At 39.0% G+C, this 12743-nt stretch carries 13 protein-coding genes; 8 read left to right on the forward strand and 5 right to left on the reverse strand.

Features of this window, described 5'->3' with window-relative positions:
- Positions 1-4: 4 nt before the first annotated feature.
- On the forward strand, positions 5-430 hold the full coding sequence (locus MKX55_RS07030; RefSeq protein WP_339237148.1) for a DUF1850 domain-containing protein: 426 nt from the start codon (positions 5-7) through the stop codon (positions 428-430).
- 35 nt (positions 431-465) lie between these two features.
- Positions 466-2439 (forward strand): TRAP transporter permease, encoded by a 1974-nt coding sequence (locus tag MKX55_RS07035; RefSeq protein ID WP_339238453.1) that lies wholly within the window; start codon positions 466-468, stop codon positions 2437-2439.
- Between the two features lie 116 nt (positions 2440-2555).
- On the opposite strand, the gene MKX55_RS07040 is transcribed toward MKX55_RS07035, so the two are convergent.
- From MKX55_RS07040 to MKX55_RS07050, 3 genes are all read right to left on the reverse strand, one after another.
- Complete coding sequence (locus MKX55_RS07040; RefSeq protein ID WP_339237151.1) at positions 2556-3710, reverse strand: DUF418 domain-containing protein; 1155 nt, start codon at positions 3708-3710, stop codon at positions 2556-2558.
- Between the two features lie 20 nt (positions 3711-3730).
- Complete coding sequence (locus MKX55_RS07045; protein WP_339237154.1) at positions 3731-4195, reverse strand: hypothetical protein; 465 nt, start codon at positions 4193-4195, stop codon at positions 3731-3733.
- Positions 4196-4573: 378 nt separating this feature from the next.
- A complete protein-coding gene (locus MKX55_RS07050; protein ID WP_339237155.1) occupies positions 4574-5086 on the reverse strand; it encodes a cupin domain-containing protein in 513 nt (170 codons plus the stop codon).
- Between the two features lie 180 nt (positions 5087-5266).
- Between MKX55_RS07050 and MKX55_RS07055 the strand changes: the two genes are divergently transcribed.
- The 5 genes from MKX55_RS07055 (at position 5267) to MKX55_RS07075 (ending at position 9363) form a co-directional block, all read left to right on the forward strand.
- Entirely contained in the window at positions 5267-5728 is a 462-nt protein-coding gene (locus tag MKX55_RS07055) for a GNAT family N-acetyltransferase (protein ID WP_339237157.1), read from the forward strand.
- 278 nt (positions 5729-6006) lie between these two features.
- On the forward strand, positions 6007-6636 hold the full coding sequence (locus MKX55_RS07060; RefSeq protein WP_339237160.1) for a DUF1232 domain-containing protein: 630 nt from the start codon (positions 6007-6009) through the stop codon (positions 6634-6636).
- Between the two features lie 24 nt (positions 6637-6660).
- Entirely contained in the window at positions 6661-7602 is a 942-nt protein-coding gene (locus MKX55_RS07065; protein ID WP_339237162.1) for an LCP family protein, read from the forward strand.
- 149 nt (positions 7603-7751) lie between these two features.
- Positions 7752-8468 (forward strand): FAD-dependent oxidoreductase, encoded by a 717-nt coding sequence (locus MKX55_RS07070; RefSeq protein ID WP_339237164.1) that lies wholly within the window; start codon positions 7752-7754, stop codon positions 8466-8468.
- Positions 8469-8688: 220 nt separating this feature from the next.
- Positions 8689-9363 carry a hypothetical protein gene (locus MKX55_RS07075; RefSeq protein WP_339237165.1) on the forward strand — a complete coding sequence of 225 codons (675 nt, stop codon included), beginning with the start codon at positions 8689-8691 and terminating at the stop codon, positions 9361-9363.
- Between the two features lie 162 nt (positions 9364-9525).
- Here MKX55_RS07075 and MKX55_RS07080 read toward each other — a convergent pair whose 3' ends face one another.
- Positions 9526-9717 carry a DUF6366 family protein gene (locus MKX55_RS07080; protein ID WP_339237167.1) on the reverse strand — a complete coding sequence of 64 codons (192 nt, stop codon included), beginning with the start codon at positions 9715-9717 and terminating at the stop codon, positions 9526-9528.
- Between the two features lie 223 nt (positions 9718-9940).
- On the opposite strand from MKX55_RS07080, the gene MKX55_RS07085 reads away from it, so the two are divergent.
- The gene (locus tag MKX55_RS07085) at positions 9941-11824 is read left to right on the forward strand and encodes a heavy metal translocating P-type ATPase (RefSeq protein ID WP_339237168.1); all 1884 of its coding nucleotides are present in this window, start codon (positions 9941-9943) and stop codon (positions 11822-11824) included.
- A gap of 251 nt (positions 11825-12075) precedes the next feature.
- On the opposite strand, the gene MKX55_RS07090 is transcribed toward MKX55_RS07085, so the two are convergent.
- Positions 12076-12693 carry a TetR/AcrR family transcriptional regulator gene (locus tag MKX55_RS07090; protein WP_339183558.1) on the reverse strand — a complete coding sequence of 206 codons (618 nt, stop codon included), beginning with the start codon at positions 12691-12693 and terminating at the stop codon, positions 12076-12078.
- Positions 12694-12743: the final 50 nt, after the last annotated feature.

The raw sequence follows: 12743 nt of genomic DNA on the forward strand, positions 1-12743 counted from the left end.
TATCTTGCTCCTTTTTCCTCTTTTCTATCGTATTCCTGTCATCGAAGTAGCGGGGGAGCATACTTCTTTTTTTATCAAAGAGGAAGCGTTTGTTTTAGGATGGATTCATTCGATTGAAAAAGAGGAGTGGTTTGAAAGATATCAGAGGGAAGACGAGAAAATCATTTTAAGCGATACGTTTTTCAAAACATTTGGTGCCGGCACTCCCTTTCAAGCCAAGAAAACAATGACAGAAAACGGATTTATCCATATGGAGCTTGATATGGATTATGAGGATTTAAATGTAACCATTTCTGAATTTGTACAAACTACGCTATTTATTGGAAATCGTGAAATACCTTTATATCACCATTTTGACCAATATGAAAATGTCATGATTACAACACGAAAATTACCTGTCTGGGAATACATAAGGGGTGATTATTTTTGAAAAATGATAAATTAACCGCTGCAGCAGATTCTGAGATGTCACAGGACAAGGTAGAAAAAGTGCTGGAAAAATATGATTTGGAATCAAATGTACGGAAGTGGGACAACAAGGCGATCGTCTGGTTTTTTAGTATTCTGGCAATCAGCTATGCATTATTTCATTTGTACATTACATTTAACCCGCTGCCCACGCTCCTGCAGCGTAATTTTCATTTAATGTTTGGGTTGGCTATGGTTTTTCTGCTCTATCCAACATTTAAAGCTCAAGACCGCAGGAAAATTCCTTTTTATGATTGGATTCTTTTTGGACTAACGATCGCTTCCTGTATTTATTTGTTTGCTGTATATCAGGATATTGTAACTGTACGTGGCGGCGTTGCAAATACTACTGATATTTTGATGGCGATGTTGACCGTTATTTTGGTGTTTGAAGCTGCACGCAGGGTTACTGGCTGGATTTTACCTATATTGGCATTGTTATTTCTAACTTACCCTTTCTTTAGCCATCAAGACTGGCAGCCGAGAATGTTATTAACAAGGCCTTTTGATTTAGCAGATATTTTCGGTCAATTATATACGAAAACAGAAGGGTTATTTTCTACAGCAATCGGAGCGTCTGTTCAATTTATTTTCTTATTCATTTTATTTGGAGCATTTCTGGCAAAATCGGGAATGGGGAAATTTTTTAATGATTTGGCTCTGGCGCTTGCTGGCCATAAACAGGGCGGGCCGGCAAAGGTAGCTGTTATTTCAAGTGCTTTTATGGGGTCGGTCAACGGTTCAGCTGTCGGAAACGTTGTAAGCACAGGTGCTTTTACGATACCTTTAATGAAACGGATTGGTTATGATAAAAACTTTTCAGGTGCTGTTGAGGCAAGCTCCTCGATCGGCGGTCAAATTTTACCTCCTATTATGGGAGCAAGCGCATTTATTATGGCTGAAACCACAGGTATATCGTATGGAACAATCGCTCTTTCCGCAATCATTCCCGCATTTTTATTTTTTTTAAGCAGTATCATGCAGGTTCATTACCGCGCTGGTCGTGCAAATTTAAGAGGCTTGCCCAAAGCGGATCTTCCTCAGGTAAAGAAAGTGCTGAAGGAAGGCTGGCATTTAACGGTACCGCTTATCAGTTTGATTATCATGCTTTTTTCTAATGTGCCCGTTTCTTATGCTGCCTTTTATACAATCATCATTACTGTTATTGTATCTTGGTTTAGAAAACATACAAGAATGAACTTCAAAGATATTCTGCAGGCATTAGAAACCGGGACAAGACAAGCGTTATCAACGATTGTTGCCTGCGGAGTCGTCGGTATTGTTATTGGTGTTGTTAACTTAACTGGTTTTGGAGCCACGTTGTCTTCTGCCATTACAAGCCTTGGGGCTGGATCATTGATGCTTACGTTACTATTAACGATGCTTGCATCTATTGTTTTAGGAATGGGTCTGCCATCTATACCAGCCTATATTATTACAGCTACCATGGCTGCTCCGGCTCTGGCAGAGTTCGGTATTCCGGTTCTTATTGCTCATTTATTTGTGTTCTACTTTGGGATTTTTGCCAACATCACTCCGCCTGTTGCTCTGGCTTCCTTTGCCGCATCCGGTTTGGCAGGAGGCGATCCGATGAAAACAGGCTTTATATCACTGAGATTATCCATCGCAGGTTTCATTGTGCCATTTATATTTGTGTACGAACCTGCCATGCTTTTAATTAACCCGGCTGGGTTGCCTGCGAATGCAACAGAGTTTCCATTTGCGGCGATACCTCAAATTATAATGGTTGCGATAAGTTCTTCCGTAGCGGTAATAGCCATTAGTGCTGCTGTTGAAGGATATATCAAAACCCATTTAAACGTCATTACCCGGCTGATACTTGGCATCAGCTCGTTACTTTTGATCGTACCAGAGTTACTAACGGATATGATTGGATACACAATCATTATTGTGATTTTTGTTTTAAACTATATCAAGAGCAAAAAAGAACCGCCAGCAGCTGTTTCATAAGGAAGAAATGATGTCAAAAGGGCTCGCAGGTATATTCTTTGATACTCTGTTGAATATAAATAAAGAATAAGGCTTGAGCGGAAGCAATCTCTCTCCAGCCTTATTCTTTATTCTGGCTATTTATTATAAACTAAATATCGCATGTAATTCTCCAACGGTCCCGCTATTTGGCGGCATTCCATCAAGTACGCAATCGATAGAGTAACCATCCACATCACGATACCGATTAATATAGAAGTGGTAACAGTTAAAGAGGCCCCTAAATTAAAGGCGATAGGGGATAACAGAATAACCGTTAAAACTTCGTGCAGCACGAAAAATGTTAAGGAACGTTTGCCCATTGCAGTGATTGCTTTTAGGATGACGCCGCGATGATTCTTCATACGGACCCCCAACAATCCAAACAGTGCTGCATAACCTAAGCCGCCAGCAAAACCAGTGAGAATATGGATACCATATGCAAAACCTGCGGTGAAAAGATTTGGAAACCAAACATCATTAATCAGCACGAGCGGGATAGCACCTACCAGTGAAATCGTTAAACCGATAAGGCTTAATTGCTTTAACAGCTTAAGATGATTCTGCGGTTTAATCAATATATTTATATTCCCCAGCCACATTCCAATTAGGACGGAGGGAATAACAGGGAAGGTGATATGCGTAAATAATGGAATAATCGGGATAGAAACCAGACGCTCAAGTATCGTACCTGCATACGTTTCCTGACCAGTTAGCTCTACCGGTAATCCGTACGACTGATTTTCTACCAGAACACCGCCCCAAAAAAACGGGATATATAAAATACAGATAACCGTAGAAATAAGCACATATTTTTTAATCTTCCTGTTATCCTTTTTCAAGCAGGAGATTAATAAGAGTCCTGCAATACCATAAGTCATCAAGATATCCTGACCGCCTGCAACCCCGGCGAGGATAGCGCCAAATAATATTAAATACCAGCAGCGTCTTTTTATCAATCGCTTTGCTTCTGCTGCACCTTTTCTTTCCGATTGCTTACGGTAAATCATGACGAGACCATAGCCAAACAGGATAGCAAATAATGGACGCGCCCGATTATCCACGATGATTTCCATTAGAAAATTTAAGAAATGATCGAAGGCTGTACTGCCGGAAACTTTAGTGATAACACCTGGTTCGATGGTATATAAAAACAATGGAATATGCGAAAGGATTATCAGAAAAAGCATGAAGCCTCGTGCAAGATCCAAAGATAGCGCACGCTTTGTTTGAGCTGTTTCTAAATCAGCCATGAATTCTCCTCCTCATTTCTTCAGCCTTTTTTATGCCTTAGCTTATTAATCATCCATATCATCCCAACGATAAAAAGCACAGCTAATATAACAACATCAAATTTGCTTGGATAATTGTCAATAAACATGCGGATTGGTTCAGGAAGGCTTCCTTGGAAGATTGCATCGACAGCTGTTCTGACTATCGTCAGCAGAAATATAATAAGCTGCAGTAAAAGCAAAATTGGCAGCAGGCCAAAACCGCCAATAAACCACTTCCAAGCCAATGCCCCATTAAAAAAATAAATAATAGCAGCCAGTATAAATACCACGCTTATAAGAGAAAAGATAATGAAACGAATCCATTGGACGAATGCTAAGGATTCCAAGCTGTATAGGTGCATCACATAGAAAAATGAAAGTATCGATAAAATAATACTTAACAACGGTATGATACGCTGGAACCAGCGGGGAAGATGATGAAATCCATCTATTTTATTGTTCATTTTTAAACTCCTTTTTTTGAGTAATCAACACGTAATTTGGTTGATTGATAATATTTTTGATTGTTTAATCAAAATTTATCATTTAGGGCTTTTTTTGTCAAGTAAGCTATCAATCTATTAGCTGACAAAAAAATCCTGCCTTCAAGAGGGAGCAGGATGGACCTCAGAGAATAGCATGAACAATTTAAGCGTATGTAGTTGTTAGAAAAACGATTTTGAAAGAGGGGCTGCTGGCTTTATATTTTGTATTGTTCATCATCTTTTCAATAACACAAAGAAACCATTTGATAAGATTGTCATCAAAATGGTTTCTTTGTGAGGGAAATATTCTGTATTTAAATCATAAAATGCTTTTTAAAACACGATGAAGCATCCGCTTCATTCATCCACCCAATATGAAAACAGGGGACCACGCTCACCAAACAACGGATCGGTATCAGGTAAGGGAACATTTTTGATATTCTCCACGTTTTCAGGGAGCTCTTCAGCCTTTCCATAACAAAAATCATAACTTTTTCCATTCGGATAGGCACCAATTACAGCGAAATCTGTACTGCCTTCCAGCAGCTTGTGACCAACTCCAGCTGGAAGAATGGCTGTGTCACCTTGTTCAACCTGTACCTGTTCTCCCTGTTCCCCGCCAAGCTGGAGCTGCGCTTTCCCGCTGACAACAACAAGAACTTCATGTGTATTACTGTGATAATGATGAAAAGAAGCAACACCTCCGCGCCATGCGCCCAGCCAGTTATTTTCTGTTAAAATCGCTTTTACATCATCCGTTGAAGTTATAACATCTTTATACAAAAGCAGTGGATAGGCCGGATTATTTGGAATCGAGCCGTCATCTTTGAATTGCAAGGATTTTATCTCCACATTTTCCGACTGTTTCATGATTCTTCCCCTCCTTCAAAAAGCTTTTGTTGCTTTCTTTCCCTGCAAGGAAGAAATAAAACATGTGAATTTAAAATAATTTCTTCTATAATTACAATAGATAAATAAGAGGGATGAAATTGGTGGAGAGGTATTATAAATTAAAATGAGGAAGCTGCTGCATGAAAGGGGATACGCATAATGCATTTTCGAAAAGCTCAAAAAGAAGATTTACGTGCCATCGTCCGCTTATTAGCTGACGATGAATTAGGTTCCGGACGGGAAAGGTATGAAGATCCTTTGCCTGAGGAATATGATCAAGCTTTTGATGCAATAGAGGCTCAAATCGGAAATCAGGTTATTTTAGCTTTAGAAGAAGAGGTAGTTATCGGCTGTGTTCAATTGACTATTATCCCTGGACTAGCAAGGCTAGGGATGAAGCGGGCGCAGATTGAGGGCGTACGGGTGGATAAGAAGTATCGCGGAAAACAGATAGGGGAAGCTTTATTTAAAGAAGCAATTGCTATCGCTAAGGCAGAGAAATGCGGTTTAGTGCAGCTGACAACAGACAAGCAGCGTAATGATGCTCATCGCTTTTATGAAAGATTAGGATTTTCTGCAAGTCATGAAGGAATGAAATTAATTTTTAAAATGGAAAAGTAATCAATAATGTAAAAATAGGGTGCTATTCTGTAAAAACAAGGATTGCATCCTTATTTTAATTTATAGAAGGGACTAAATAACTTTGCTAAGCTTAAAGCAGAACCGTGTTTTATTTGTGTGTTGACATTTTGTCAACGTTTGGATATATTGTTTAATAGATTATTAGCTTATCTGGCTGGCAGAATTTTAAACGATACAGCCATATCGATACTATTGCAGTTGTCATAGCGCAAGTAACGCAAACATTAAATTTTACTATAAATGAGAGGATCGCACATATGTCTACAGATAATTTTGGTGATAAATTAAAAACGTTATTACAGGCTCGTGCCATCTCGATAAGAAAATGCAGTGAGCAGACCGGTATTGATAAAGGGACCATTTCACGTATTATCAATGGAAAACGAAAAGCAAACATCCAGCACTTAAAGAAGTTTGCTTCTTGTTTAGATATACCGCTCATAGAACTTCTGCACGCTGCCGGTTATTCCATACACGCTGATGAAGCGCGTGGGATTTCGGATATGCATACATCCATGGAAGAGATTCAGCAAATACTAAAGGCATCGAATCTTTATCATAATCATTTAAGTACAACTGCCATTGAGCAGCAATTAGACAGGTATGAACAAAATGCCCAAACAGAGGAAGGAAAACAAATTATACATGATCAGTTTAAGAAAAAGCTTGATGAAGTAGGCAGCATTGGTCCATTTATTAATCAACTCAAGGATTTTTATGCACAATTTGCACAAAATAAGAGGACTCCCTTTACTTTAGCTGTCATGGGAGGCGTACTATTATATTTTATTACACCGGTTGATGTAGTTCCTGATTATATTTTCCCTATTGGATATATGGATGATGCTATCGCAGTACAAATTGCTTTAAAAAAACTTTCTAACTAAAAGAATATACAAGGAGCATTCAATATGAAAAGACATGAAAGAAAATCTGGAAAGCGTAAATGGATACGGCGTGTCCTGTTATTTGTTTTCGTCTGCATCATTGCAGCAGGCGCCTATATCATTACGCAATATTATCAAGGATTATCCGAAGCAAGTGAAGGCCAATACAAGGATGATGGTACAACCTTTATTCCATTTGAAGGTTCAGAGCCGCAATTTGGAGAAATTAATGTTTTAATGCTAGGCAGCGATACTCGCGGAGAAGAACGCGGGCTTTCGGATACGATTATGATTGCCAACTACAATCAGGATACGCACGATATCAAGCTTGCCTCTATTATGCGTGATACATACGTTGAGATTCCGGGACATGGCATGCAGAAAATTAATGCTGCGTTTGCAATTGATGGTCCGGAGCTGCTCAGACAAACGCTGAAGCAAAATTTTGATATCGATTTACACTATTATGCAGTTGTTGATTTTGAAGGCTTTTCCAAGCTCGCAGACATTATTGCTCCAGATGGTATTGAAGTGGATATCCCACACCAAATGTCAGAGGATATCGGAATGACGCTTGAACCAGGGAGACAAGTCTTACATGGAGACGAACTGCTTGGCTATGTGCGCTTTCGGAAGGATGCAGATGGAGACTACGGAAGAGTGCAGCGGCAGCAGGAAATAATAGGCAAGCTGAAAGATGAAGCGGTAAGTATCCACGGTCTGATGAAATTGCCGAAGCTTTTAGGAGTTGCTGACCCATATATCGATACGAATGTAGATAGTAAAACCATCCTTACTGTAGGGAAAGGACTAATCAGCGGCAGTGAACACCCGATGGAAACATTAAGAATTCCTGTAGATAATTCCTATCAAAATGTCCGGACTGACGTTGGAGCTGTACTGGAAATCGATGTAGAACAAAATAAACAAGCTCTTGAAGAATTTTTATCAGCAGATAGGGAATAAAAATTTGTACTACTGATTTCTAAGCTTATATTCGCCAGCCTGTTTGTAAATAGAGAAATAAGGGTAAAATTACTATATGTTCATATGATAACTTACAATCAGCAACTTTCTGAGTAAGTGAATTACTCTATACAAAGGAGCGAATAGAAATGGCAAACAGCAGAATCAAATTAAAGAAAAAAGAATTGGTTGCAAAAGATACAATGGCTTTTCATTGGGAAATGCCAGATAGATTTGAATTTAAAGCAGGTCAGCTGACCCATATTAAATTGATTAATCCAAGCGAGATAGATGAGAAAGGAACGGAAAGAGCATTGTCATTCGTTTATGCACCGAGTGAAAAAGAATTAGTTACAACAACCCGGCTGAGAGATTCCGCTTTTAAACGAGAATTAAAAGACCTTCCCGAAGGCAGTGAAGTCGAATTTGACGGAGCAAACGGAAGCTTTACCCTGCATAAAACGGAATCAACGCCGGCAGTATTTCTCATTGGCGGTATCGGTATCACCCCGATTCGAAGCATGATCGCAGAGGCTACCAATCAGAAAACAGACCATGAGCTTACATTGCTGTATTCGAATAAAACGCCGGAGGATGCACCGTTTTTATCTGATTTTGAAGATATGGAAAAAAGAAATCGTCATTTCACCTTTGTCCCAGTCATGACAAGGTCGGATGCGGATGAATGGAGCGGAGAAAGAGGGCATATCGATGCCGAGCTGCTTAAGCGGTATGTTTCCGATATTAATAAGCCGATATATTATTTATCCGGACCCGGTGACATGGTAGAAGCCATGCAGAAAATGCTTGTAGATGCCGGTGTCAATGAAGATAATATCCGGTCAGAGGAATTTGCAGGGTACTAAAAAGGTTATATTCTAGAATGAATTTCTTTGAAATAATAAAGAGAAAACACCCCTGAAATTAGATTTTTTAATCTGTTTTCAGGGGTATTTCATGTGATTTCCAAAGTAACGATAGGATAAATGAAGGAAGGCTGGGCTTATTATAACGATGATGAATTGATTAGAAAAACCTATTGTCAGCTAACGCGAAGTCTGTATATGATAATAGCAACTTCTCTCTATGAGAAAAATGAAGGAGCAGATGATGATTACAGATGAAATTCTTTCTACGCTATTTGTAGTTGGCGGCTTTATGGTTCTTTTACTTATTGTTTATGTTTTTAGCAAAATTCCTGGTTCAGGTCTTATCTTTCGCTTTATTCGCAGACTTTTTCTGATCTTGTGGAGTATCGTTGTTTTAGGCCTTACCTTCTTTATGTTCTTTATGGTCGGTTATATGGTGATTGTATTCTTTACGTTTAATGGAAGCGAAGAGGGAATCTTATTCCAAGGAGAGCCGATAAACTTTTTGATTGGTGATAATGCGAGAGACGCAGCATTTTTTACGATGCTTTATGCTGGTTTTTGCCTGGTGGCTGTATATATTATTTCGTTTATTCTGGCGATGGGGCGGAAGGTTACGCGTGTCAGCAGAAGATTCCATGCTGAAATCATTTTAGTTGTGATGATCGGCCTGGTGTTTACTGTATTTCCTGTTGTGGTTGAGTCGGTTTTACCAGATTTTGAAGTGGGACGATATGGAAGGTATGCACTTGGCGTTTTACCGCTGATGATGTATATCCAGGCACAAATGAAAAGATCCAGAGAACGCCGGGGACATGGGCGCTATCCTTCTCATAAGGAGCGGTTCTATCAGGATTTGGCTGAGAGACAGTCCAAGCGAGCTGGGAGATAATAAGGTGTCTATAACTTCTAAAAAATGATTGGAATGGAAAAGCCTCATTTATAACGTTTATCGAAATGATAAACGTTATAAATGAGGCTTTTTGTTTTAGTCACTCTTTAATCGCCTTAAATCATTATAGTCCTCTCTAACCATCCAGTTTTAATCCGCTGTCTACTTTAAAAATAATAATACAATAACACCGACAATAATTAGAAGCAGAATTAAAATACCTGTACCTTTCCATCCTAATCCACCAACTAAATCGGACAGGCCTCCACCATGAATACTGCTTGATGATTTTTTTAATTCCTCTTGCCGGAGTCTTTCTCTGGTTTCTTCGGGAGTTTCTTTGTCTTTACGCATAATCGAACCCCACCTTTGATAATTTTTCCTCTAACCATTGAAATAAGTCTCTTACCTGTGACTATAGCATATCCTGAATAAAATTTGTCACCATTTCTACAAACAATTTAAGGAGAAGTATGGTATACTATTTATAACGATTATAATATAATATTAATTATAAATAAATGAAAATGATAATCAATATCAGAAAATTATACGGTGGTAAAAGGGGGATAATGAAATGACGGGAAAAAATAGCAGTAGCTCTTTATTATCATATTTTAAAATACATGGAGAAATCATTGCCGCAGCAATAAGCGGAATACTTATTTTGACTGCCTGGATATTGTCCGGCCATATCAGTCACGCCTTATGGATTATTTTATTGATTGGTGCTTTTTTAATCGGCGGTTTTGCGAAAGCGAAGGAAGGAATCACAGAGACATATAAAACTAAAAAATTAAATGTAGAACTGCTAATGATTATTGCGGCCATTGGAGCAGCGTCTATCGGCTACTGGGCAGAAGGCGCTATCTTGATTTTTATCTTTTCCTTATCCGGTGCTTTGGAAAGCTATACGGAAAATAAGAATAAGAATGAATTGAAAAGCCTGATGAAGCTGCAGCCGGAAACTGCTACCCTGCTAAATGGTGAGATAGTAAGCATTCGTGATTTAGAACCGGGTGATTGCATTGCGGTAAAATCAGGGGAGAGAATCCCTGCTGATGGAATTATAGTCAAAGGAGATACAACCGTAGATGAGAGTGCGTTATCTGGAGAATCGATTCCTTTGACTAAAGCAATAAACGATGAGGTATATGCTGGAACTGTTAATCTTGGCAGCAGTTTGCAAATTGAAATAAATACGTTGCCGACAGAGACCATGTTTCAAAAAATTATCGAACTGGTTCAAAATGCACATGAAGAACGTTCTCCATCCCAGCAATTCATTGAGAAATTTGAAGGATTATATGTCAATATTGTGTTGATTACTGTTGCTGTGATGATGTTTCTTCCACATTTCTTATTTGGCTGGTCTTGGACAGATACGATTTATCGCGCCATGATTCTATTGGTTGTCGCTTCGCCATGTGCGTTAGTTGCTTCCATTATGCCGGCGACTTTATCCGCAATTTCCAATGGTGCGCGTCAGGGAATTCTGTTCAAAGGCGGTGTATATGTAGAAGCTTTAGCTAAATTAGATGCAGTTGCTTTTGATAAAACAGGAACATTGACCAAAGGAGAACCGACTGTCGTTGATTATTTTATGAAGCAAGGGCAGGATATCAAATCCTTGGCAAATGTTATTTATACGATGGAAAGTGAATCTATTCATCCACTGGCTCAGGCTATGAAACAATGGGCGAGCGCATACAAAGAAGCACCTGAGAAGCTATTTGCATCTGTTGAGCATCATAATGGCAAAGGGTTGTCAGCTGAAATGGCTGATGCTTCTTGGCTGATTGGTAATGCAGAATTGGTTGGGAAGCAGGAGGCAGATCAGTACCTTCAAGCATTTCCGACTCAAGAACAAGCAACAACCAATATATTTGTGCGAAAAGATACAGAGATTATTGCTGTATTTTTGCTGAAGGATACTCTCCGGCAAGATACTGTAGAAGCGATTCAAGAGCTGGATAGGCTTGGTTTAAGAACGATTATGCTGACAGGTGATAATCAAGCAACTGCAGCAAGCATTGCTCAGGAAGCTGGAATTACAGAATTCCATGCTGATTGCCTGCCGGAGGATAAAGTAAATTATTTAAGGCAGCTGAGAGAGCACAACCAGCAGACGGCAATGATTGGCGATGGTGTGAATGATGCACCGGCCTTGGCGACAGCTAACATTGGTGTGGCGATGGGTGCAGGAAGCGACATTGCTTTGGAGACAGCAAACGTTGTGCTGATGAAAAATAATTTAGCCAAAATGGTTAATGCGATTCGGATTTCGAAAAAAATGAATGCTATTGTGAAGCAGAATATTATCTTTTCTCTTGCTGTCATAGCTGTTCTGATTGCCAGCAATTTTCTACAGATCATCAATATGCCGCTGGGTGTGATTGGGCATGAAGGAAGTACGATTCTTGTTATTCTTAATGGGCTGCGGATGTTAAAGGGCGATTAAAAAGTCAGGAGACAGCTTTGTTCATTCACATGCCTAATGAAGATAGCTCTGATTCACCATCATTTCATACACAATCAAGATAGCGGATTGATGAAGAAGTTGATGTTCTTTTATAAAGCAAAACAATAATGCGAAATTAACCGTATAGAAGCTTTTCCTGTCTTATTTCAGAAGGAAAAGCTTCTTTTCTATGCTGCAGCGGCTTTACGCTTCATATCCTGTTCAGCTTTCATTCATTACTTTATCCTGCGTTACTTTTTATTATTAAATATATCGCTGAGCACCTTCTCGAATCCGATTTCCGAGATTTCGTCAAACATTCCATCTACTTCCTCTTTGGATATATTCATGTTATTTTCATTCCAGAGCATCCACGTATGAATAATGCCTGAGAGCAAAAATTCAATGATGTATTCCAGTTTCATTTGATCTTTTTCATTTAAATCTTTTACTTGCTCCATTACTTTCGCTCGGGCTTCTTTTTTATATTCATATAAATAATCTGGGTCCCCATTCGGTCCAAGCAGCACCATAATCCGTTCATTCATTTTTTCGTTCAATTCGTCGTCATAGGATTGTTCTACCTCAAAGCGGGCTTGTTCTTTCTCTTCCTTCGTAATACTGCTCAGATCATAGTCTTGAAACCACTGTAAAACAGCTGAGATTAATTCTTCTGATGGCACAAGGCCTTGTTTGATTTCATTCAGTATATCGTATACGTCCGTATAATAATTATAAAAGGTCCCTCTGTTATATCCTGCGCGATCTGTTATTTCCTTAATCGAAATTTTATTGATAGGTTTCTCTTTATAAATATCCCAAAATGCTTCCTGCAGATTAAATTTTGTCTGTTCTTTGACACCCATCATGTATTCCTCCTTTTTTCAACAAATAGACCCTAATTGTTCATTGTTTAATG

This window comes from Oceanobacillus sp. FSL W7-1281 (assembly GCF_037969835.1).
Taxonomy (GTDB): domain Bacteria; phylum Bacillota; class Bacilli; order Bacillales; family Amphibacillaceae; genus Oceanobacillus; species Oceanobacillus oncorhynchi.